The sequence below is a fragment of the Catenuloplanes japonicus genome, assembly GCF_000717135.1.
Classification (GTDB): domain Bacteria; phylum Actinomycetota; class Actinomycetes; order Mycobacteriales; family Micromonosporaceae; genus Catenuloplanes; species Catenuloplanes japonicus.
In genome coordinates this window covers 26504-48816 of record NZ_JNXY01000044.1, presented here as the reverse complement: position 1 = coordinate 48816, position 22313 = coordinate 26504, and the positions used below count along the sequence as shown (strand labels likewise).

The following is a 22313-nucleotide window of genomic DNA, read 5'->3' as shown; positions in this document are numbered from 1 at the left end:
CGTGACCCTCGAACTGCTTCCCGCCGTCGACGTCGCCGACGGTCAGGCCGTCCGCCTGGTGCAGGGCGCGGCCGGCAGTGAGACCGCGTACGGCGACCCGCTGGAGGCCGCGCTCGCGTGGCAACGGGACGGCGCCACCTGGATTCACCTCGTCGACCTGGACGCCGCGTTCGGCCGCGGCTCGAACGCGGCGCTGCTCGCCGACGTGGTCGGCCGCCTGGACGTGCGCGTCGAGCTGTCCGGCGGCATCCGCGACGACGAGTCGCTGGAGCGCGCGCTGGCCACCGGCGCCACCCGGGTCAACATCGGCACGGCCGCGCTGGAGAACCCGGACTGGTGTGACCGGGTCGCCGCCGAGTACGGCGACCGCGTCGCGATCGGCCTGGACGTGCGCGGCCGCACGCTGTCCGCCCGCGGCTGGACCCGGGACGGCGGCGACCTGTACGAGGTGCTGGCCCGCCTGGACAAGGCCGGCGCGGCCCGGTACGTCGTCACGGACATCACCAAGGACGGCACCATGCGCGGCCCGAACCTGGAGCTGCTCCGCGAGGTCTGCGCCGCCACGCCGAACCCGGTGATCGCCAGCGGCGGCGTGTCCACGCTGGACGACCTGCGCGCGCTGGCCACGCTGGAGTCCGCCGGCGTCGAGGGCGTGATCGCGGGCAAGGCGCTCTACGCGGGCGCGTTCACCGTGGCCCAGGCCCTGTCGGCCCTGTCGGAGAGCTGACCGCGGACCTTTCGTCCCGGGACTATCGGCCCTGCTGCAGACCCCCTCCCACCAGCGAATATTTATGTGACGACAGAGGTCGTCAGCTGATCCGGGAGGGGATCACAGTGGTGACCGTTGCACACACCGGGGCCGTGGCGACTCCGAAGACCGCTTCCACGCACGCATTCGGCGAGATCGCCTGGGCTGTGACCCGCGTCGGCCTCGGATTCATCTTCCTCTGGGCGTTCCTGGACAAGACGTTCGGCCTGGGCAGGTCGACGCCGGCCGCGAAGGCGTGGCTCGAGGGCGGCTCGCCCACCAAGGGCTTCCTGTCCAGCGTCGAAGGACCGTTCGCCGGCGCCTTCCACGGACTGGCCGGCAACGTGATCGCGGACTGGCTGTTCATGGCCGGGCTGGCCGGGATCGGCATCGCGCTCATCGCCGGCATCGGGATGCGCATCGCCGCGGTCTCCGGTGTGCTGATGATGGTGCTGATGTGGGCGGCCGGCCTGCCGATCGCCACCAACCCGTTCCTCGACGACCACCTGATCTACGCGCTGGTCATCGCCGGGATCGCGGCCACCGGCGCCGGCCTCCGGTACAGCCTGGCCGGCGTCTGGGCTCCACTGGTCGCGAAGGCGCCCTGGCTCAGGTAAGCGCCTCACGGAGATTCTCCGCGGCGGACACGAACACGCCGGCCGCGGTGATCAGGTCCAGCAACCGCCGGGCACCGGCCATCACGGCCGCGGTGTCCGGCGGTTCCCGCTGCGTCGCGGCCGCGATCGCGTTCACCTCCCGCAGCGCCGCGTCCGGGTCGGTCAGCGCCTCCGGCACCGCGTCGATCGCGGCGTGCAGCTTCTCCACCGCGGCCAGGACCGGCGCGAGCGGATCGGTCCGGCCGACGATCGCGCGGGCGTGCGGTCCGGCCGCGGCCGCGCCGTGGTTGTCCCGGCCGATGAAGACGCCGTCCATCAGTCCTTCTCCTTCTTCGGACGGTCGGCCCGGTCGTCGTCGCGCTGCATCACGGCCGAGGCCTCGGGGCCGCCCGCCGCGGCACCGTAGTTGTCGCCGCGGATGAAGACGCCGCTGTTGTTGTAGACGTTCATCCGCCGCTCGTACTCGGACGTGTCGATCCCGTGCTCGCGCAGGTAGCAGATCACCGCCTCGCTGATCCGGCGCTCGACCAGCTTGGTGTACTTCGCCGCGTCCAGCCGCTGCAGGTAGGTGACCGGCCCGCGCGCGGACGTCTCCTGCCGCAGGTCGAAGCGCGCGCCGAAGTCGGTGAGGTCACCCTGGTCGCCGTCCTCCGCGGCCCGCATCGCCCGGCGCAGCGCGTGCATCCGCCCCAGCGTCACGGCCAGCCGGTACGGCGCCAGCGCGATGTTCTCGCCCAGGTCGATGCAGCTCTCCCGCAGCGCCCGGCCGGAGGCCAGGTCCGTGTCGGCCGGGTAGGCGTCGATCAGACGGAACCTCGCCAGCAGCGGCCCGAGCACGGTCGAGACCGTCTCCACGTAGAGCATGCCGCCCTCCACCGCCAGATGGATGAACGTGGAGACGGAGATGCTGTGGTGCTCGCCCGGGATCAGCAGCCGGCCGTCGCCGGACTCGACCGGCGTCACGTTCGCGCCGACCGTGGCCCGGAGGAAGTGCCGCACGCTGGCCTGCGGGGACCGGATCACCGACTCCATCGCCTGCGGCGTCGCGTGCGAGTAGGGCACCAGCGCGTCCGTGTCGACCAGCGGCCAGCCCTGACCGCCGACGCCCGCGGACACCACCTGGTCCCGCAGCGTCAGCCCGGACATCCGCTCGGCCTCACGCAGGTCGGTGGAGCGCAGCGAGGCGAGGCGCTGCTTCACGTACCGGTTGAGCGCGACCGGGTCGACCTCCACCGCACGCCGCGGCCGGTCGGGGCGATCGTCGCCGTCCTCGTCCGGCTTCAGCTCCATCGCCATCGACCAGGCGTTGAGCACGCCGCCCGCGCCGAGGAACGGGTTCTTCCCGGAGTGCAGCAGGATGTTGCCGCGCTGCGCGGCCGACAGCCGCGCGATCCGGTCCTCGATGCGGACGCTGGCCACGGTCGCGCCGCGGTCGCTGTGCCCGGGGCGAAGATCAATGCTCAGAGCACGCACCATGACGGTACGCACGGCGGACGTGACGATCAGCGCGGCCGCGCCGATCAGCGCCGCGATCGCGATCTGCCCCAGCGGCGAGACGCCGGCCTCCGTGGTCTCCACGGTCTCCACGGCGCTGCCGCCCGCCTGCTCCAGCGCGCTGAGCAGCGGGCCGGAGAAGAACGTCAGCACCAGCAGGACGAGGCTGCCACCCAGCCAGACCTTCCAGTTCCCCGGCAGGTCGCCGCGGATCATCCGGCCCACGACCGCCAGCGCGATCGCGGCCATCACCAGCCCGAACGCGGGGCCGGGCAGGAAGACGAACGCGAGCAGCAGGATCGCGGTGACGACCGCGTGCTGGACGAGCCAGAGCCGCCGGGCCGCGAACGCGTGCCGGACGATCGGTTCCAGGTCGTAGTCGACGGCCGGGGAAACGGCACGGTGCCCGTCCAGCAGCAATTCCGTGATCACCCGGTCAGCGAATCCGGGAACGGTGTAGGCCGCGCCGCTCAGGCAACGCGTTATCGCGGACAGCGGGCCGTTCCGGGGCGCGTCGTCCGCGCCGCCGTGATGGAACCGCGCGTCCGTCACGGTGGTTCTCTCCTCGGTGTGCATACGCTCCCACCAGTGCCGGAAAGGGATTCAGACCTCGGACGGTACGAGTGGGACAGCCGGTGTGACATGGTCTTTCCGGCGGACGAGGGTGGTCCTTCGGCCTGTGTGGACCGTCATCCGGTCGCGTCCCGGGGCGGGTCCGTCAATTCGCGCGGAACGCATTGTGACCTTGCGTCGGGGGCCTATTGAATGCGGTCACGAAATGCTCCGGAGAAAGGCCCCTTTCATGACCGAGTGGCGCTGCACCGAATGCGACACGGCGAACGACGAGGCCACCTCGCGCTGCGTGGTCTGCGACGGCGCCGGGCCGAACGCCTCGGCGGCCGGCCCTGCCGTGCGCCCGGTCCGCCGGCCGGTCCCGCGGACGGACGTGGCGCGGTGGCGGGTGGCCGGCGTCGCGCTGGTGGTCCTGGCCGGGCTGGTCGGCGGCGGATATCTGCTGGTCGACGCGGGCGCGGAGTCCGCCACCGACGCCGGCGCGGAGTCGGCCGTCGGCCCGGAGCCGGGCGCCGGTCTGGAGCCGGGCGCCGGTCTGGAGCCGGGCGCCGGACCGCAGACGGAGTCGACGACCGATGTGGACGCGGAGTCCGGTCCGGGCGGCGGCATCGGCTACCCGTCGCCGTCCTTCTCGGAGGAGACGCCCTCGGTCCCGTCGCAGGTCGGGATGGTGTCGATCGAGACCGGCGACCCGCGCGCCACCGAGGTCGCCGCGCTGTTCGACTACTACTTCACCGGCATCAACGCGCACGATCCGACCGTCGCCGCCAAGGTCTTCGCGCCCGGCGGCGTGGTGGATCCGAACGACGCCGGCCAGGTGGCGAACTTCAGCGCGGACACCGCGACGACCCAGGACTCCGACGTACGGCTGCGCGAGGTCGTGGACGCGGCCGCACCCGGCGAGCTGATCGCGACGGTCCTGTTCACCAGCACCCAGGCGGCGGCGTTCGGCCCGCCCGAGCGTCCCGGCGAGACCTGCACGGACTGGCGCCTGGACTTCCGCCTGACCCGGTGGCACGGCGAACTGCGCATCTTCGGCACCGAACCCGGCGCGGTCTCCGCCCCCTGCGCCTGACGCGCGCCTGGATCACGGCGTTACGCGGGGAGGCGGGACCAGGCCTCCCGGAGCGCCTCGATCGCCGCGCCGATCGCGGGGCGGGCGGCGGAGGCCTCGCGCCAGGCCAGCACCACGCGCCGGGTCGGTGGCGGCGTCACGGTCACCACGCTCACGCCGGCCGGGAGCGCGGTCCGGGCCAGGCGCGGCACCATGGCGATGCCGAGACCGGCCGCGACCAGCGTCAGCTGTGTCTCGAACTCGCCGACCAGGAAGTCCGGGCGGACGCCGGGCAGCACCCGGACCAGCCACTCGTGGCAGATCGCGCCGACCGGTGCGGAGATCCAGCGCTCGTCCCGGGTCCGGGACAGCCGCACGCCCGCGCGCCCGGCCAGCCGGTGCCCGGACGGCACGATCAGGTCCGCGACGTCCAGGCCCAGCTCCAGGTGCGCGACGCCGGGCGGGTAGCGCAGCGCCACCTCCGGCCAGTCGTCCAGCACGCACAGGTCGACGTGGCCGCGCTGCAGGTTGTCCAGGCCCTCGTGCGGGTTCGCCTCGACGATGCCGGTGACCAGCCCGGGGTGGTCACCGGCGAGGCGGTGCAGCGCGTGCGGGAGCAGCGCGCGGGCGGCGGTGGCGAACGAGGACACGGTCAGCCGCCCGGTGACGGTGTCGCGGTGCGCGGCCAGCGCGGCCTCGGCCTCGTCCACCGCGGCCAGCACGGACTCGGCGTGCCGCGCCAGCACGTGCCCGGCCTCGGTGAGCCGGATGCCGCGGCCGTCCTTCTCGACGAGTGTGGCGCCGGTCTCGCGCTCCAGCTTGCCGATCTGCTGGGAGACCGCGGACGGCGTGCAGTGCAGCGCGGACCCGGCGGCCAGCACGGAGCCGTAGCTGGCCACGGCGTGCAGCGCGCGGAGACGACCCAGGTCGATCATGTAGCGACGGTACATCGTGGGGGTAGCACTATTCGCTGTTGCTTCACCATCGGTGAGACGACGATGGTCGTATGAGACCTCGCGACATCGCGCTGGCCGTGACCGTGGCCGCGATCTGGGGCGTCAACTTCGTCGTCATCGCGGTCGGCCTGGAGCACTTCCCGCCGCTGCTCTTCTCCGCGCTGCGGTTCGGGCTGGCGGCCGTACCCGCGCTGTTCTTCGTGGGTCGCCCGCAGGTGCGGTGGCGCTGGGTGATCGCGGTCGCGCTGGCGCTCGCGGTCACCAAGTTCTCGCTGCTCTTCTTCGGCATCGAGGCCGGCATGCCGGCCGGGCTGTCCTCGCTGGTGCTGCAGAGCCAGGCCGTGTTCACCACGCTCTTCGCGGTGCTGCTGCTGCGCGAACGGCCGCGCCGGGTGCAGCTGGCCGGGCTGGCGGTCGCGGTGTGCGGCCTCGCCGTGGTGGCCGCGCGCCTGGGCCCGGACCGGCCGCCGCTCGCGTTCGCGCTGGTCATCGCCGCGGCCGTGGCGTGGGGTCTGTCGAACGTGGCGACCCGGAGGGCCGCGCCGCCGGACAGCCTGCGGTTCATGGTGTGGGTGAGCGCACTGGGCGCGGTGCCGCTGTTCGCGCTGTCGCTGATCGTGGACGGCCCGGCCGCGGACCTCGCCGCGCTGCGGACCGTGACGCTGCCCGCGGCGGGCGCGGTGCTGTTCATCGCGTTCGTGGCCACGCTGGGCGGGTTCGGCGCGTGGGGCGCGCTGATCAAGCGGTACGGCGCGTCCACGGTCGCGCCGTTCTCCATGCTGGTCCCGTTCTTCGGCATGGGCTCGGCCGCGCTCCTCCTCGGCGAGCCGATCCACGCGCAGGACGTCGCCGGCGGTGCGCTGGTGATCGGGGGCGTGCTGCTGCCGTTCCTGGTCCGCGCGCGTCCCACCGCTGAGAACCGCCCCGAGCACGCCCCGATAGGCTCGTCGGCATGACTGTGGCGGTACGCGTGATCCCCTGCCTGGACGTGGATGCCGGACGGGTGGTCAAGGGCGTCAATTTTGCCGATCTGCGGGACGCAGGCGACCCGGTCGAGCTGGCCGCCGCCTACGACGCGGCCGGCGCGGACGAGCTGACGTTCCTGGACGTCACCGCCAGCTCCGACGACCGCGGCACGATGCTGGACGTGGTCCGCCGCACCGCCGAGTCGGTCTTCATCCCGCTCACGGTCGGCGGTGGCGTCCGCTCGGTGGAGAACGTGGACACGCTGCTGCGCGCCGGCGCGGACAAGGTCGGTGTGAACACGGCCGCGATCGCCCGCCCGGAGCTGATCTCCGAGATCGCGCACCGCTTCGGCAACCAGGTGCTGGTCCTGTCGCTGGACGTGCGCCGCACCGGCCAGGGCACCTTCGAGGTCACCACGCACGGTGGCCGCCGCGGCACCGGCCTGGACGCGGTCGAGTGGGCCCGCCGCGTCGCCGAGCTGGGCGCCGGCGAGATCCTGCTGAACTCGATGGACGCCGACGGCACCAAGGCCGGCTTCGACCTCGCACTGATCTCCGCCGTCCGCGCGGTCGTCGACATTCCGGTGATCGCCAGCGGCGGCGCCGGCGCGGTCGCCCACTTCCCGCCCGCCATCGAGGCCGGCGCGGACGCGGTCCTCGCCGCCAGCGTCTTCCACTTCGGCGAGCTGTCGATCCCCGAGGTCAAGTCCGCCCTCCGCGGCGCGGGCCACCCGGTCCGCTAGCGGCCCTCCGCCCTGACCAGCCAAAACCCAGAAGGACCCGCACCCGCTTCCGGCGCGGTCCGGCAGCGTTGCTCCCGCGGGCACCGGTCCCGCCGTGGTCCTGGAGACCCGTCCGGCCGCTGGAGGCCGAAATGTCGGGCGCGGAGCGCCCGCTCCGGGGTGTGGCCGGAGCCGCGACGGACCCGCCGCGCGGGAGGTGGCCGATTGGGCGCGTGGCTTGCGCGGGTTTTCCGGACCACGGCGGAACCGGCTCCGGAACGGCGTGCGTAACGGAGCGAAGCGGAGGTGGAGCCCGCCGGAGGTTTGCCCGCGGGAGCATGCGGGCTGGGCCATGCCGGAAGCGGGAAGATGAATTGGATCTTGGTCTTAGGTCGCTTCCGGGGGTGTCTGGATGACCGTGACGCCGGCGGGGAGCGGGCCGGCGGCGATGAAGTCGAGCAGGGTGGCGCGCAGGGCGGTGGCGGCGTGGGGCATGACGGACTCGCGGCGGCGGGCCAGCGCGATGGTGCGGTGGACGCCGGGCGTGGCCAGCGGGGTGGCGCGCAGCAGGGGGCGGTTGGCCAGGACCATGCCGGGGACCAGCGCGACGCCCAGGCCGGCCTCGACGAACGCGAGCACCGCGTCCATCTCGCCGCCCTCGACCGCGTAGCGCGGGGTGAAGCCGGCCCGGTTGCAGGCCTCGATGGTGGCGGTACGCAGGTCGTAGCCGACGCGGAACATGACCAGCGGGGTGTCGCGCAGCTCGTCCAGCGCGAGGCGGTCGGACATGGTGGGCGGCGGGCCGCTGGCGACGGACGCGACGACCAGCGACTCGCGGAGGATCTGCTCGGTGTGCAGCGCGGGGTCGCTGCCCTGTTCCGGGAGCACGATCAGCGCCAGGTCGAGCGCGTGCGCGATCAGGTCCACGACCAGGTCCTGGGAGCCGCCCTCGTCGACGTGCAGTTCCACGTCCGGGTGATGTTCGCGGAACTTGCGGAGCACGCCGGGCACCAGCGACGTGCACAGGCTCGGTGTGGCGCCGAGGCGCACCCGGCCGCGGCGCAGGCCGACGATCTCCTGGACCGCGTGCCGGGCCGCGTCCGCGTCCGTGACGATGCGGCGTGCCAGCGGCAGCAGCGTCTCGCCGACGGTCGTCAGGCGCACATTGCCGGGGTGGCGGTCGAAGAGCGGGGCGCCGAGCGTCGACTCCAGTGTGTGAATCTGCTTACTGAGTGTCGGCTGAGAAACCCCCAACTGGTCAGCCGCATGGGTGAAATGTCGGAGTTCTGCCACTGCGACGAAGTATCGGAGCTGTTGTAGCTGCACTCAGATAGCCTATGGCTATCGAGTCCATCGGTTTCATGCATTGGACGAATTCCGATGGCGTTCCTACGGTCAAGTTTGTGGCGGTAGATACCTCAGCCCCGGCCGGTAAGGCTGCGCGGCAGAAGGCCGGACCCGGGCGCCCCGCAGGCGCCCGCAAGCCGGCAGTCGGGCGCTCAAGCGCCCGCTCCACTGTTGTGCTCAAGATCATCATGGCGGTCAGCGGAATCGTCCTGGTGGGTTTCCTCTTCGCGCACATGGCTGGCAACCTCAAGATCTTTGTGGGCCAGGAGTCCTTCGATCACTACGCGCACTGGCTGCGGGAGATCGGCGAGCCCGCCCTCCCCCCGGTCTGGGCACTCTGGATCATGCGGGTCGGCCTGCTGGTCTCCGTGATCGCGCACATCGTGTCCGCGGCCGTGCTGACGGTCCGGGCCCGCAAGGCGCGCCCGGTGCGGTACGCGCACCGGCCCAAGGTGCAGGGCAGCTACGCGGCTCGGACGATGCGCTGGGGCGGGGTGATCGTCTTCCTCTTCATCATCTGGCACCTGCTGGACATGACCACCGGCACGGTGCACCCGGAGTTCGACCCGGCCAAGCCGTACGCCAACGTGATCTCCGCATTCGCGCCCGAGCGCTGGTACGTCACCGCGTTCTACGTGCTCGCGATCCTGGCCATCGGCTTCCACCTGCGGCACGGCATCTTCAGCGCGGTCCGCACGCTGGGCCAGCAGTCCGCCAGGGGTGAGCGCATCGCCAAGACGATCGCGCTCGTCCTCAGCGTGATCCTGGTGGCCGGCTTCCTCTCCGTCCCCTTTGCCGTGCTGACCGGGCTGGTGAGCTGATGACTTCCTTCTGGACCGAGGGCGACGCGATCGCCGACACCGCCGCGCCGGACGGGCCGGTCGAGACCCGCTGGGAACGGCGGCAGTTCTCCGCCAAACTGGTCAACCCGGCCAACCGCCGCAAGCTGACCGTGATCGTGGTCGGTACCGGCCTGGCCGGCGGCTCGGCCGCGGCCACGCTGGGCGAGGCCGGCTACCACGTCAAGTCGTACTGCTACCAGGACAGCCCGCGGCGCGCGCACTCGATCGCGGCCCAGGGCGGCATCAACGCGGCGAAGAACTACCGCAACGACGGCGACTCGATCTACCGCCTGTTCTACGACACGGTCAAGGGCGGCGACTTCCGCGCCCGTGAGTCGAACGTGTATCGCCTGGCCCAGGTCAGCGTGAACATCATCGACCAGTGCGTGGCGCAGGGCGTGCCGTTCGCGCGCGAGTACGGCGGCCTGCTCGACAACCGCTCGTTCGGTGGCACCCAGGTGTCCCGTACGTTCTACGCCCGGGGCCAGACCGGCCAGCAGTTGCTGCTCGGCGCGTACCAGGCGCTGGAGCGGCAGATCGCGGCCGGCAACGTGGAGATGCACGAGCGCCACGAGATGCTCGAACTGATCATGGTGGACGGCAAGGCGCGCGGCATCGTGGTCCGCGACCTGGTCACCGGCGAGATCAGCACCGAGGTCGCGGACGCGGTCGTGCTCGCCTCCGGCGGCTACGGCAACGTCTTCTTCCTCTCCACCAACGCCAAGGGCTGCAACGTCACGGCGACGTGGCGCGCGCACCGCAAGGGCGCGTACTTCGCGAACCCCTGCTACACGCAGATCCACCCGACCTGCATCCCGGAGTCCGGCTCGCACCAGAGCAAGCTCACGCTGATGTCGGAGTCGCTGCGCAACGACGGCCGCGTCTGGGTGCCGAAGAAGGCCGGTGACCACCGCGAGGCCGCGGACATCCCCGAGGACGAGCGCGACTACTACCTGGAGCGCATCTACCCGGCGTTCGGCAACCTGGTGCCGCGTGACATCGCGTCCCGCGCCGCCAAGAACGTCTGCGACGAGGGCCGCGGCGTCGGCCCCGGCGGTCTCGGCGTCTACCTGGACTTCGCGGACGCGATCACGCGTCTCGGGCAGCCCGCGGTCGAGGCCAAGTACGGCAACCTGTTCGAGATGTACGCGCGGATCACCGGCGAGGACCCGTACGTCACGCCGATGCGCATCTACCCGGCCGTGCACTACACGATGGGCGGGCTCTGGGTCGACTACGACCTGCAGTCCAACATCCCCGGCCTGTTCGTGATCGGCGAGGCGAACTTCTCCGACCACGGCGCGAACCGGCTCGGCGCGTCCGCGCTGATGCAGGGCCTGGCGGACGGCTACTTCGTGCTGCCGAACACGCTCGGCAACTACCTGGCGTCCGGGCCGTACCAGAAGGTCGACGCGAACCACCCGTCAGTGGTCGAGGCGCGTGCGCAGGTCGAGGAGCGGCTGCAGAAGTTCCTCTCGATCAACGGTGACCGCACCGTCGACTCCTTCCACCGCGAGCTCGGCCACATCATGTGGGAGTACTGCGGCATGGAGCGCACCGAGGAGGGCCTGACCAAGGCGATCGGCCTGATCCAGGCGCTCCGCGAGGAGTTCTGGACCCGGGTCAAGGTGCCGGGCGTCGGCGCCGAGCTCAACCAGAACCTGGAGCGGGCGGGCAGGGTCGCCGACTTCTTCGAGCTGGCCGAGCTCATGTGCGTCGACGCGCTGCACCGCGCGGAGTCGTGCGGCGGTCACTTCCGCGGCGAGAGCCAGACCGAGGACGGCGAGGCGCTCCGCCACGACGACGAGTTCAGCTACGTCGCCGCGTGGGAGTTCGCCGGTACCGGCGCCGCCCCCACGCTGCACAAGGAAGACCTCAACTTCGAGTACGTCCACCCCACCCAGCGGAGCTACAAGTAAATGAACCTCAAGCTGCGCGTCTGGCGTCAGAAGGGCCCGGAGGACAAGGGCCGGATGGTGACGTACGAGGTCACCGACATCTCCCCGGACGCCTCGTTCCTGGAGATGCTCGACGTCCTCAACGAGCGCCTCATCCTCGAGGGCGACGAGCCGATCGCGTTCGACCACGACTGCCGTGAGGGCATCTGCGGCATGTGCGGCATGATGATCAACGGCGTGGCGCACGGTCCGGAGCGGGCCACCACCACCTGCCAGCTCCACATGCGGCACTTCAAGGACGGCGACTCGATCGACATCGAGCCGTGGCGGGCGGCCGCGTTCCCGGTCATCAAGGACCTGGTCGTGAACCGCGGCGCGTTCGACGAGATCATCCAGGCCGGCGGCTACATCACGGCCCCGACCGGCACCGCGCCGGACGCCCACGCCACGCCGATCCCCAAGGCCGACGCGGACGCCGCCTTCGAGGCCGCCACCTGCATCGGCTGCGGCGCGTGCGTGGCCGCCTGCCCGAACGGCTCGTCCATGCTGTTCACCGCGGCCAAGGTCGCCCACCTGGGCCTGATGCCGCAGGGCCAGCCGGAGCGCTCCTCCCGCGTGATCAGCATGATCGAGGCCCAGGACGAGGCGGGCTTCGGCGGCTGCACCAATGCCGGCGAGTGCACCACCGTCTGCCCGAAGGGCATCCCCCTCAACCTGATCGGCCGCCTCAACGCCGACTACATCAAGGCCGTCTCCGGCCGCTGACCTGCCGCTTCACCGAGGGCGGCGCTCCCGAAACCCCAAACCCTTTGCCGGGGGTACGGATCGGGAGCGCCGCCTTTCCATGTCCTGGATTGTCCGGTCGGCGCTGCGCAAGGCAGGCCCCACCGCATCACCGTGTGTGGGCGGCTCCCGCGGGCAAACCTCGGGGCGGGCAAAGACTTCGCCGGCGCTCCGCTTTGCCCGCCCCGTCGGAGCCGGTTCGCGCGGGTCGGCCCAAGGCCGCGACTCCCGCCGCTGCCCGCTTGGGGCGGCGCGGCTCGCGATCAGACCGCAGCGGCCTGCCCGGCGGATGCGCAGGTCTCCGGGCTCGAGCGGGGAGCGACGCCCGCCGAAGGGACGGCGGAGATCGTTGTTGCGCTCCCTGCTCTTTCCGGTGGATTGAAACAGCAGTGAGCGCAACAGCGATCTCCTCGATGGCGCCTGCAGGCCCCGCCGGCGCCGGGCAGGTATCCATCGGTATCTGACCGCGGATCCTCGCGAGCAACGCAGGGCCGGTCTTCTGCGCATCGTCGTGGGGTCTGCGCGCGCCCGGGTCTTTCTGGACCACGGCGGGACCGGCTCCGAATCGGCGTGCGTAACGGAGCGAAGCGGAGGTGGAGCCCGCCGGAGGTTTGCCCGCGGGAGCAGCGCTGCCGCACCACGCCGGAAGCGGGAAGATCTGGGTCTGGATTTTGTCGCCGGTGAGGCGGGGAGGCGCGGTCCGGACGTTCGCGCCCGCGGATCCGGGTCTGGGGTCGCCCCCGGGCAGGCTCAAGTGCCCGCGGGAGCATGCGGGCCGGACCATGCCAAGGGCGCGAGCCGGGCGCGCACGAGCGCCACGACGAAGCCGGTTAACTGGATGGTGAAATGCCGCGAAGCGGGCAGGCGGGAGGTCAGCGGGCGCCGCGGGCGGAGAACTCGCGGACGGCGATGGCGTAGTCGCGCGGTTCGAGGGCCCAGGGGGCGGGTGCCGTCGGGGCGCTGTTGCGGTTGAGCTGGGCCTGGAGCGTGTCGACGGCGGCGGAGAGGCCGCTGAACGGGCGGGTGCGCCAGAGGTGTTCGCCGGCGGGGGCCACCTGGAAGAGGTCGTCCTCGATGAGGACCAGGCCGGCGCCGGCGAGACGCTGGAGGGCCAGTTCGACCTCGGCGCGCTGGGGCAGGCTACGGTGCAGGAAGTCGGCGGCGGAGAGCACGTCGGCCAGCGTGGCGCCGGCGGCGGGCAGGCCGATGGAGGACGCCCGGTCACGTTCGGTGCGGTCGGCGATGACCACCGCAACGAAGATCCACGCGTCGGACCAGGTCCAGCCAACGTCCCCCATGACGACATGATGCCCTGATCCCCCGAGACTCGTGAAGAAAGTGTGACTCGGCGATCATCAACATGACGCGCTCTTGACGAACCGATGAAGACGAACCGCCTGTCTGACCACTCAGGTAAGCGATCCGGCATCGAAACGGTTCAATCATTCCGAATTGATCACTGTTCCGGTGTGGCGACAACCTGAGCGAGGGCCGCGACCGTCAGGCGCGGGAGGAAGAGCTGGGTGAGCGGGCCGATCGAGAGCGCGTAGGCGACGGTGCCGACGCCGACCGCGCCGCCGAGCAGCCAGCCCAGCGCCAGCACGGTCACCTCGACCGCGGTGCGGACCAGTCGGATCGAGGCACGCGGGTGGCGGGCCACGTATCCGGTCATCAGGCCGTCGCGCGGGCCGGGGCCGAGGCGCGCGCCGATGTAGAGGCCGGTGGCGAACGCGTTCAGCACGATGCCGCCGATCAGGAAGCCGATCCGCATCCACATCGGGTCCGGCGTGGGGACCAGCCACAGCGCGGCGTCGACGACCAGGCCGATCACGATGACGTTGCACACGGTGCCGAGGCCGGGGCGCTGCCGCAGCGGGATCCAGAGCAGCAGCACCAGCACGCCGACCACGATCGTGACCGTGCCGAACGAGAGCCCGGTGCGGCGCGCGAGGCCCTGGTGGAACACGTCCCACGGGTCCAGCCCGAGGTGCGATTCGATCATGAAGGCCATGCTCACGCCGTACGCGATCAGCCCGGCCTGCAGCTGGGTGAAGCGCCGGGGGAAGCGGTCGCGGAGCGCGAGGGGCACGCCGGCCTGGTTGCTCACGGTGGTCATAAGTGCCACTCTGGTGGCCAATCATTCCCGATCAAAGGTCCAATTCTGCGGAGGTGGCTCATGTCGGTGGTGATCCGAGGCAGCCAATTGGCCCGGATGCTCGGTCAGTGGCACCCGCTGCCCGGCACTCGGCGCAGCCCGGAGTACGCCGCACTCGCCCAGGCCGTGCGCGGTCTGCTCTCCGACGGGCGGCTCGCGCTCGGCGTCCGGCTCCCGGCCGAACGGGAGCTGGCCGAGGCGCTGTCGATCTCCCGGACCACGGTCACCGCGGCGTACCGGGAGTTGCGCGAGACCGGCCACCTGGCCAGCCGTCGCGGCGCCGGCAGCTGGACCACGCTCCCGTCCGGCCACCGGGTCAGCACCACCGGGCTGTGGACGCCGAACGACGCGCTCGGCATGATCGACCTCGGTTGTGCCGCGCTGCCCGCGCCGCCGGAGCTGGTCCCGGCCGCGCGCGCCGCCGCGGACGAGCTGCCGTGCTACCTCGGCGACGCCGGCTATCACCCGACCGGCATCATCGAGCTGCGCGAGGCGATCGCGGAAGGGTTCCGGGCCCGCGGGCTGCCGACGAGCCCAGAGCAGATCATGGTCACCAGCGGTACGCAGCAGGCGCTCGACCTCGTGCTCCGGCACCACGTGGCGGTCGGCGCCGGCGTGCTGGTGGAGTCGCCGACCTACCCGAACGCGCTGGCCGCGCTGGCCGCCCGCCGGGCCCGGATCGGCACGCACGGACTCGACCCGGCCGCGGGCTGGGACGCGGAGATGCTGTTCAGCACGCTCAAGCAGACCCGGCCGCGGCTGGCGTACGTGATCCCGGAGTTCCAGAACCCCACCGGTCGCCTGATGCCCGTCGAACTGCGCGAGAAACTGGCGAGCGTGGCGCACTCCACCGGCACGGACGTGGTCGCGGACGAGTCCTTCGTGGACCTGCCGCTGGACGGCACGCCGATGCCGCCGCCGGTCGCCGCGTTCGACCGGCACTCACGCGTGCTGACCATCGGCGGCATGAGCAAGCCGTACTGGGGCGGCCTGCGCATCGGCTGGGTCCGCGCGTCCGCACCCGTGGTGCAGCGCCTCGCGGCCGCACGCGTCGGTGTCGACATGGGCAGCCCGGTGCTGGACCAGCTGGTCGCCGTGCAGCTGCTGCGCCAGCGCGAGACCATCGTCGGCGCCCGCCGACTGCAACTGGCCGCACAGCGGGACGCGCTGGTCGCGGCCGTGCGGGCGACGTTCCCGGAGTGGCGGGTGGTGGTCCCGTCCGGCGGCGTCACGCTCTGGGCCGAGCTGGACGGCCCGGTGTCGAGCGCGCTGTCGCACGCGGCCGAGGACGTGGGCGTGCGACTGGCGCCGGGCCCGCGGTTCGGGCTGGACGGGACGCTGGAGCGCTACCTGCGACTGCCGTTCACGCTGTCCGCGGAAGACCTGGTCGAGGCCGTCCGCCGGATAGCGGAGATCCGCTACGACCTGGACCGCATCCGGACCGGCTCCCGCTGGCGCACGCCGGAGGTCATCACCTGAGCGCTCGTCGCGCCCCACCTGAAACCGAGGATCAGGCAGGCGCGGGAGCGCTGGCGTGCGGGTGGGCAGGCGCGTGGGAGCGGGGCAGGGGGAGACGAAAGGCGGCGCTCCCGATCCGTACCCCCGGGGGAAGGGCTGGATCTTGGGGAGCGCCGCCCTCGGGGGAGGTCGGGTCAGAGGTGGGCGAGGGAGCCCTCGTACATGGACTCGATCTCGTCGGAGAAGTTGGCCTCGACGATGCGGCGCTTGATCTTCAGGGACGGGGTCATCTCGCCGTCCTCGATGGTCAGGTCGCGGTGGAGGACCGTGTACTTCTTGATGGTCTCCCAGCGGTTCAGGTGGTCGTTGAGCTGGCGCACGTAGTCGTCGACCATGGCCTTGACCTCGGGGGTGGCGACGATGTCGGCGTAGGACTTGCCCTCGTGCGCGGTACCCGCGGCCCAGCCGGCCAGCGCGTCGGGGTCGAGCGCGATCAGCATGGTGCAGAAGTTGCGGGACTGGCCGACGACCACGACCTGCGACGTGTACGGGCAGATGGCCTTGAACATGCCCTCGATGTGGGACGGCGCCACGTACTTGCCGCCGGACGTCTTGACCAGGTCTTTCTTGCGGTCGGTGATCTTCAGGAAGCCGTCGGGGTCGAGCTCGCCGATGTCGCCGGTGCGCATGAAGCCGTCCTCCGTGAACGCGGCGGCGGTCTCCTCCGGCAGGTTGTGGTAGCCGCGCATGACCGGGGCGCCGCGCAGCAGCACCTCGCCGTCGGAGTCGATGCGGCACTCCAGGTCGCCGAGCGGCTTGCCGACCGACCCGATCTTGACCTTCTCCGGGCGGTTGACGAAGTTGGCCGCGCTGGACTCGGTGAGGCCGTAGCCCTCCAGGATCGGCAGGTTCGCGGCCGCGAAGAACTCGGCGATCTGCGGGCTGAGCGCGGCGGAGCCGGAGACCAGCGCGCGCATGCGGCCGCCGAGCCGGGCCTGGAGCTTGCTGAAGACGAGCTTCTCCGCGATCGCGTACTTCGCCTTGAGCGAGGCGGGCAGCGGCTGGTGGGTCTGCTCGTGCGCGACCTTCTCCTTGCCGACGGACACGGCCCAGGTGAAGATCTTCGCCTTCAGGCCGCCGGCGGCGGTGCCGTTCGTGACGGCCTTGTTGTAGACCTTCTCGTAGACGCGCGGCGCGGAGCACATCAGCGTCGGGCGGATCACGGCGAGGTTGTCGATCAGCTTGTCGACCCGGCCGTCGACGTAGGTGGGCACGCCGACGTGGATGATGCCGCAGATCAGCGTCTTGCCGAACGAGTGGGACAGCGGCAGCCAGAGGTACTGCAGGTCGGTCTCGAGCAGCAGGCCGAGCTGGGACTGGGCCACGCCCTCCCAGGTCCAGCCGCGGTGCAGCAGCTCCACGCCCTTGGGCCGGCCGGTGGTGCCGGACGTGTAGATCAGCGTGGCCAGGTGGTCCGGCGTGATGCTCTCCACCACGCGGTCGATCATGGACGGGTCCGCGGCCAGCTCCGCGCGGCCCTTCGCCTCCAGGTCGGCCAGCGTGAGCTGCGGGATCGGCGCGTGCGGGTCGGCCTGGCCGTCGATCAGGACCACGTGGGTGAGCGCGGGCAGCGTCGCGCCGGTCATCTTGGCGGCCTGGACCGGGTCCTCCGCGATCAGGACCTTGGACCCGGAGTCGCTGACGATGAACGTGGCGTCCGCGGCCTCGGTGGTGGGGTAGACCGTGGTGGTGGCGCCGCCGGAGAGCATGACGCCCAGGTCGGCGAGCACCCACTCCAGGCGCGTGGTGGACAGGATCGCGACCCGGTCCTCCGCGCCGACGCCGAGCGCGCGCACGCCGGCCGCGATCGCCTTGGCACGCTCTCCCACCTGCGCCCAGCTCAGCCAGACCGGGCCCGAATCGTCCGCGCTGGGGTGCGCGAACGCGTGCCGGTCGGGCGTCGCGGCCACCCGCTGCAGCAACATGTCCGCAATTGACCGGTAAGGAACGTCAAGGGTCATATCGGCCGCCTCTGGTGGGATATGTGAACGTGACCGGCGTCTCGTTAAATCTGTGTTACCGAAGGGTATTGCGGCGGCGGCCGTTCGTCGAGACCCGAATTCACACAGCGTGTGGCCCTTGTGCCGGGAAGCGGATGATCAAGTTGGTCATTCGACGAGGTAACCCACGGTTTGTGCGGAATGACCCTCAGAGCCGGAAATTGGCGGTACGCAACCGGTCCGCGACCCCCTCGGCCGCCTCGATCTGCACCCGGGCCGCGCGTTGCCGGCCCGCGATGAACAGGACCAGCTCGCCCGGTGCGCCGATCAGCCGTGCCGGTTCGCCGCCCGTGCCCGCGGTGATCTCCCCGAGGCCGGGCGCCTGCAGCGTCAGCGAGGCCGGGTAGCGCCGCAGCGCGAACCGGGCGAAGAGGCGGACGTTGCCCCAGAGCGCGCGCTCGAAGTCCGGGTCTAGCGCGCGGGGCTGCCAGCCGGGTGCGCCGCGCCGCACGTCCTCATGGTGGATGAAGAACTCGCCGGTGTTCGCGTACGGATCGGCCAGCGGATTGCTCTGCGGGCTCCACCACGGCGGGTTGCGCAGCTGCGAGATCAGGTCCTCGAACGGCTGCGCGGCGCGTCGGCGTAGCACGCGCTCGCCGTACCCCCGCATGGGTGGGATGAAGTTCCCGAGGCCGGCGATCGGTGCGCGTTCCCGGACGATCAGGTGTGCGGCCAGGTCACGGGCGTTCCAGCCCTCGCAGAGCGTGGGTGCGTCCGGTCCGACGGAGTGCAGAAGATCGGCGAGCGCGGCCCGTTCGGTCATCGAATGACGCGTCATGGGGCTGATCCTAGAACCGTCCGGTCCGGACGGCCGCGCTGTGAACGCGGCCACACAGGGGCGGTCACCGGGCATCGCGCGCGCAGGAGTAAACATTGGTAAGGGATTGAAACGGTTGTAACGCTTACCGGCTGCCAGGCCGGCGGGCGCGGCCGAGGCGGGGGATCTACGGGGTGAGTGTCACCGAAGACACCAGCAGGACGAGCAGGTCCGGCGGCGATGTGCTGCTGCGTGGCCTGCGCATTCTCGGTGACGGCATCGCGGCGGAACCGAGGCTGTTCGCGGTCTCGGTGGCCGGCAGCGTGCTGCACGGTGCGATGCTGGTCGGCAATGCGTACGTGATCGGCGCGATCGTCGGGCGGGTGATCACGCCCGCGTTCGCGGAGAACCGCGCGGACGTCGGCGCGCTCGGCCTGGCCGCGGCCGTGCTGCTCGGCATCAGCGGCCTCCGGGTGGCCGCCATGTTCGCCCGCCGGCTCGCGGCCGGCGCCATGATGTTCCGCCTCCAGGCCGGGTACCGGGAACGGATCACCCGCCGATACCTGGAGCTGCCGCTCGCCTGGCACCAGCGCAACTCGGCCGGCTCGCTGCTGTCCACGGCCACCTCCGACGTGGAGGCCGCGGTCCAGCCGTTCGCGCCGCTGCCGCTCGCGGTCGGCACGGTCGTGATGCTGATCGGCGCGCTCGGCAGCGTGCTCTGGACCGACTGGGTGCTCGGCCTGGTCGGGCTGGTACTGGTGCCGTCGCTGTTCGCGCTGAACGTGGCCTACTCCCGGCGCATGTCGCCACGCCAGATGCGCGCGCAGAAGCTGCGCGCCGGCGTCGCCGAGATCGCGCACGAGAGCTTCGACGGCGCGCTGGTGATCAAGACGATGGGCCGGGAGCGTGCGGAGACCGCACGGTTCGCGGCCCGGGTCGGCGAGCTGCGCGACGCGCTCATCGCGGTGGGACGGCTGCGCGGCCTCTTCGACCCGCTGATGGACTCGCTGCCGAGCGTGGGCACGATCGCGGTGCTGCTGCTCGGCACCTGGCGGCTGAGCACCGGCGCGATCACCGTGTCCCAGCTGGTCAGCGTCGCGTTCCTGTTCACGGTGCTGGCGTTCCCGCTGCGTGCGATCGCCTGGCTGGTCGGGGACCTGCCGCGCGGTGTCGCCGGTTACGAGCGGGTGCACGCGGTGCTCGCGGCCGAGGGATCCACCCGCTACGGCGCCGTCGATCATGACGTCACCGGCCCGGCGAGCCTCACGTTCGAGGACGTCGACTTCACCTACGCGACCGGCGAGCAGGTGCTGTCCGGCGTGACGCTGGCGGTGCCGGCCGGGAAGACCGTGGCGCTGGTCGGCCCGACCGGGTCCGGCAAGTCCACGATCGCGTCGCTGGCGGTCCGGCTGGTCGACCCGGACGCCGGCACGGTCCGCCTCGACGGCGCGGACCTGCGCACGCTCACCGCGGAGTCGCTGGCTCGCAGCGTCGCGCTGGTCCCGCAGCTGCCGTTCGTGTTCGACGACACGGTCCGGGCGAACATCGCGCTCGACCGGCCGGCCGCGGACGACGCCGAGGTGTGGGCCGCGCTGCGGCTGGCCCAGATCGACTCGTTCATCGCCGGGCTGCCCGAGTCGCTGGACACCGAGGTCGGCGAGCGCGGCACCTCGCTCTCCGGCGGGCAGCGGCAGCGGCTCACGCTGGCCCGCGCGCTGGCCGGCCGGCCCCGGCTGCTGATCCTGGACGACGCGACCAGCGCGGTCGACCCGCGCGTGGAGGCCGCGATCCTGGGCGCGCTGCGCGCCTCGGCCGGCGAGGGCGCGAGCATCCTGGTCGTCGCGTACCGGCGGGCCACGATCGCGCTCGCCGACGAGGTGGTCTACCTGGAGAACGGGCGGATCCTGGCGCGCGGCACGCACAGCGAACTGCTGGCGACCGTGCCCGGTTACAAGGACCTGGTCACGGCCTACGAGAAGGCGGAAGCACTCAATGACTGAGGACGAGGGCACCTACGCCACGCTCCGGCGCGGGCTTGCGCTCTCGCCCGAGCTGCGCGGCGGGCTGGCCGGCACGCTGGTGCTCGCGCTGATCTCGATGATCGGCCGGGTCGCGGCGCCGATCGCGATCCAGCAGGGCATCGACAGGGGGATCACCGCGCCCGGCGGCCCGCACGTGGGCACGGTCGCGATCATCGCCGGCACCACGCTCGCGGTGCTGGTGGTCACCACGGCCAGCGGCTACTGGATGATGCGCCGGCTGTTCACGGTCAGCGAGACCGCGCTGGCCGGGCTGCGGGTGCGCACGTTCCGGCACGTGCACGACCTGTCGATGCTGCACCAGCAGTCCGAGCGGCGCGGCTCGCTGGTGTCCCGGGTGACCAGCGACGTCGACCAGATAACGACGTTCCTGCAGATGGGCGGCGTGCAGCTGATCGTCAGCGGCGGCCAGCTGATCGTCACCACCGTGGTGATGGCGATCTACTCGTGGCAGCTGACGCTGGTGGTGTTCGCCGCGTTCGTGCCGGCCGCGATCGTCATCCGGGCCTATCAGAAGCGGCTCGCGGGCGCGTACGGCGAGGTCCGCGCGCGGATGGCCGCGATGCTGGCGGTCGTGTCCGAGAGCGTGGTCGGCGCCGCGGTGATCCGGGCGTACGGCATCTCCGGGCGTACCGAGGGCCGGCTGGACAAGGCGATCGGCGACGTGCGCGTGCGGCAGAGCTCCGCCATGAGGACCAGCGTCACCAGCTTCTCCACCGGCGAGGTGGCGACCGGTCTGGCGCTGGCCGGCGTGGTGTGCGCGGGCGTGGCGCTCGGCGTCGGCGGCAGCCTGACGATCGGTCAGCTCACGGCGTACCTGTTCCTGGTCACGCTGTTCATCCAGCCGGTGCAGATGGCCACCGAGATGCTCAACGACGCGCAGAACGCGATCGCGGGCTGGCGCCGGGTGCTGGACGTGCTGGACGTGCAGCCGGACGTCGCGGACCCGGGCGAGACGGGCACGCAGCTGCCGGACGGGCCGCTGGACGTGCGGTTCGACGCGGTCAACTTCCACTACCCGGACGGGCCGCGCGTGCTCCAGGACGTGTGCGTGGACATCACGGCGAAGACCAAGGTCGCGGTGGTCGGCGAGACCGGCAGCGGCAAGACCACGTTCGCGAAGCTGCTCACCCGCCTGATGGACCCGACGGCCGGGCAGGTGCTGCTCTCCGGCACGCCGCTGACCACGGTCCGGTTCGACTCGCTGCGCGCGCGGGTGGTGATGGTGCCGCAGGACGGCTTCCTGTTCGACGCCACGATCGCGGAGAACGTGCGGTTCGCCCGGCCCGGCCTGACCGACGAGGAGCTGGTGGCCGCGTTCGCGGAGCTGGGCCTGGCGGACTGGCTGGGCGCGCTGCCCGCGGGCACGGCGACGCGGGTCGGCGAGCGCGGCGAGGCGCTGAGCGTGGGGGAGCGGCAGCTGGTGGCGCTGGCCAGGGCGTACGTCGCGGACCCGGACCTGCTGGTGCTGGACGAGGCGACGTCCGCGGTCGACCCGGCGACCGAGGTGCGGTTGCAGCAGGCGCTGGACACGGTGACCCGCGGCCGGACCACGATCGCGATCGCGCACCGGCTCTCCACCGCCCAGGCCGCGGACGAGGTGCTGGTCTTCGACGCGGGCCGGATCGTGCAACGCGGTCCGCACGACGAACTGCTGAAAGAGCCGGATTCGGTGTACGGCAAGCTGTACGCCAGCTGGTTGGAGCAGACCCGCTAGGTGCTCTTGACCGTGTTGCCACGGATCCGCCGGCCCGCGGGAGCACGCGCCCAGCTGCCGCCCCGACCCCCGCCCCTGTCAGGAGTAGACGCTCTACTTCCGGCGGAAGCGGGAGAATCCGCTTCTAG

General features: G+C 71.7%; 19 protein-coding genes. 11 read left to right on the top strand and 8 right to left on the bottom strand.

The window, feature by feature from the left end:
• Window position 1: 1 nt before the first annotated feature.
• Entirely contained in the window at window positions 2–727 is a 726-nt protein-coding gene (gene priA / locus OP04_RS44455; RefSeq protein WP_033346087.1) for a bifunctional 1-(5-phosphoribosyl)-5-((5-phosphoribosylamino)methylideneamino)imidazole-4-carboxamide isomerase/phosphoribosylanthranilate isomerase PriA, read from the top strand.
• A 134-nt stretch (window positions 728–861) separates the two neighbouring features.
• On the top strand, window positions 862–1365 hold the full coding sequence (locus OP04_RS44450) for a membrane protein (RefSeq protein WP_033346124.1): 504 nt from the start codon (window positions 862–864) through the stop codon (window positions 1363–1365).
• Here OP04_RS44450 and OP04_RS44445 read toward each other — a convergent pair.
• Entirely contained in the window at window positions 1358–1681 is a 324-nt protein-coding gene (locus tag OP04_RS44445) for a hypothetical protein (protein WP_033346086.1), read from the bottom strand. The two genes, OP04_RS44450 and OP04_RS44445, sit on opposite strands and share 8 nt — an antisense overlap.
• Window positions 1681–3411, bottom strand: a complete 1731-nt coding sequence (locus OP04_RS44440; RefSeq protein WP_157241179.1) for a hypothetical protein — start codon at window positions 3409–3411, stop codon at window positions 1681–1683. Before OP04_RS44440 ends, OP04_RS44445 begins: the two co-directional genes overlap by 1 nt.
• Window positions 3412–3661: 250 nt before the next feature.
• Between OP04_RS44440 and OP04_RS44435 the strand changes: the two genes are divergently transcribed.
• Entirely contained in the window at window positions 3662–4507 is an 846-nt protein-coding gene (locus OP04_RS44435) for a hypothetical protein (protein ID WP_033346084.1), read from the top strand.
• 20 nt (window positions 4508–4527) lie between these two features.
• Here the strand turns inward: OP04_RS44435 and OP04_RS44430 are convergent, their stop codons facing one another.
• Window positions 4528–5421: a LysR family transcriptional regulator gene (locus OP04_RS44430; protein ID WP_033346123.1), complete on the bottom strand. Its 894-nt coding sequence runs from the start codon at window positions 5419–5421 to the stop codon at window positions 4528–4530.
• A gap of 71 nt (window positions 5422–5492) precedes the next feature.
• Here OP04_RS44430 and OP04_RS44425 point away from each other — a divergent pair, with 71 nt between their 5' ends.
• Together OP04_RS44425 and hisF are read left to right on the top strand one after the other, a co-directional pair.
• Window positions 5493–6398 (top strand): EamA family transporter, encoded by a 906-nt coding sequence (locus OP04_RS44425; RefSeq protein ID WP_051800009.1) that lies wholly within the window; start codon window positions 5493–5495, stop codon window positions 6396–6398.
• Entirely contained in the window at window positions 6395–7150 is a 756-nt protein-coding gene (gene hisF, locus OP04_RS44420) for an imidazole glycerol phosphate synthase subunit HisF (protein ID WP_033346083.1), read from the top strand. Before OP04_RS44425 ends, hisF begins: the two co-directional genes overlap by 4 nt.
• A gap of 366 nt (window positions 7151–7516) precedes the next feature.
• On the opposite strand, the gene OP04_RS44415 is transcribed toward hisF, so the two are convergent.
• Window positions 7517–8455 carry a LysR family transcriptional regulator gene (locus OP04_RS44415; RefSeq protein WP_033346082.1) on the bottom strand — a complete coding sequence of 313 codons (939 nt, stop codon included), beginning with the start codon at window positions 8453–8455 and terminating at the stop codon, window positions 7517–7519.
• 194 nt (window positions 8456–8649) lie between these two features.
• Here OP04_RS44415 and OP04_RS44410 point away from each other — a divergent pair, with 194 nt between their 5' ends.
• The 3 genes from OP04_RS44410 to OP04_RS44400 are packed head-to-tail and all read left to right on the top strand — an operon-like array spanning window position 8650 to window position 11981.
• Entirely contained in the window at window positions 8650–9297 is a 648-nt protein-coding gene (locus OP04_RS44410) for a succinate dehydrogenase cytochrome b subunit (protein ID WP_269746746.1), read from the top strand.
• The gene (locus OP04_RS44405; RefSeq protein WP_033346081.1) at window positions 9297–11237 is read left to right on the top strand and encodes a fumarate reductase/succinate dehydrogenase flavoprotein subunit; all 1941 of its coding nucleotides are present in this window, start codon (window positions 9297–9299) and stop codon (window positions 11235–11237) included. Before OP04_RS44410 ends, OP04_RS44405 begins: the two co-directional genes overlap by 1 nt.
• Window positions 11238–11981 carry a succinate dehydrogenase/fumarate reductase iron-sulfur subunit gene (locus OP04_RS44400; protein WP_033346080.1) on the top strand — a complete coding sequence of 248 codons (744 nt, stop codon included), beginning with the start codon at window positions 11238–11240 and terminating at the stop codon, window positions 11979–11981.
• A gap of 890 nt (window positions 11982–12871) precedes the next feature.
• On the opposite strand, the gene OP04_RS44395 is transcribed toward OP04_RS44400, so the two are convergent.
• Both OP04_RS44395 and yczE read right to left on the bottom strand, forming a co-directional pair.
• Window positions 12872–13297 (bottom strand): hypothetical protein, encoded by a 426-nt coding sequence (locus OP04_RS44395; protein WP_033346079.1) that lies wholly within the window; start codon window positions 13295–13297, stop codon window positions 12872–12874.
• A 158-nt stretch (window positions 13298–13455) separates the two neighbouring features.
• On the bottom strand, window positions 13456–14115 hold the full coding sequence (gene yczE / locus OP04_RS44390; RefSeq protein ID WP_051800008.1) for a membrane protein YczE: 660 nt from the start codon (window positions 14113–14115) through the stop codon (window positions 13456–13458).
• 60 nt (window positions 14116–14175) lie between these two features.
• Here yczE and yczR point away from each other — a divergent pair, with 60 nt between their 5' ends.
• Window positions 14176–15633 carry a MocR-like transcription factor YczR gene (gene yczR / locus OP04_RS44385; protein WP_033346078.1) on the top strand — a complete coding sequence of 486 codons (1458 nt, stop codon included), beginning with the start codon at window positions 14176–14178 and terminating at the stop codon, window positions 15631–15633.
• A gap of 173 nt (window positions 15634–15806) precedes the next feature.
• Here yczR and OP04_RS44380 read toward each other — a convergent pair whose 3' ends face one another.
• The gene (locus OP04_RS44380; RefSeq protein WP_033346077.1) at window positions 15807–17633 is read right to left on the bottom strand and encodes an AMP-dependent synthetase/ligase; all 1827 of its coding nucleotides are present in this window, start codon (window positions 17631–17633) and stop codon (window positions 15807–15809) included.
• Between the two features lie 187 nt (window positions 17634–17820).
• On the bottom strand, window positions 17821–18450 hold the full coding sequence (locus OP04_RS44375) for a TIGR03085 family metal-binding protein (RefSeq protein ID WP_033346076.1): 630 nt from the start codon (window positions 18448–18450) through the stop codon (window positions 17821–17823).
• Between the two features lie 221 nt (window positions 18451–18671).
• On the opposite strand from OP04_RS44375, the gene OP04_RS44370 reads away from it, so the two are divergent.
• Window positions 18672–20429, top strand: coding sequence for an ABC transporter ATP-binding protein (locus tag OP04_RS44370; protein WP_051800007.1), 1758 nt, complete (start codon window positions 18672–18674; stop codon window positions 20427–20429).
• Window positions 20422–22185: an ABC transporter ATP-binding protein gene (locus OP04_RS44365; protein ID WP_033346075.1), complete on the top strand. Its 1764-nt coding sequence runs from the start codon at window positions 20422–20424 to the stop codon at window positions 22183–22185. The genes OP04_RS44370 and OP04_RS44365 overlap by 8 nt, the downstream gene beginning before the upstream one ends.
• Window positions 22186–22313: the final 128 nt, after the last annotated feature.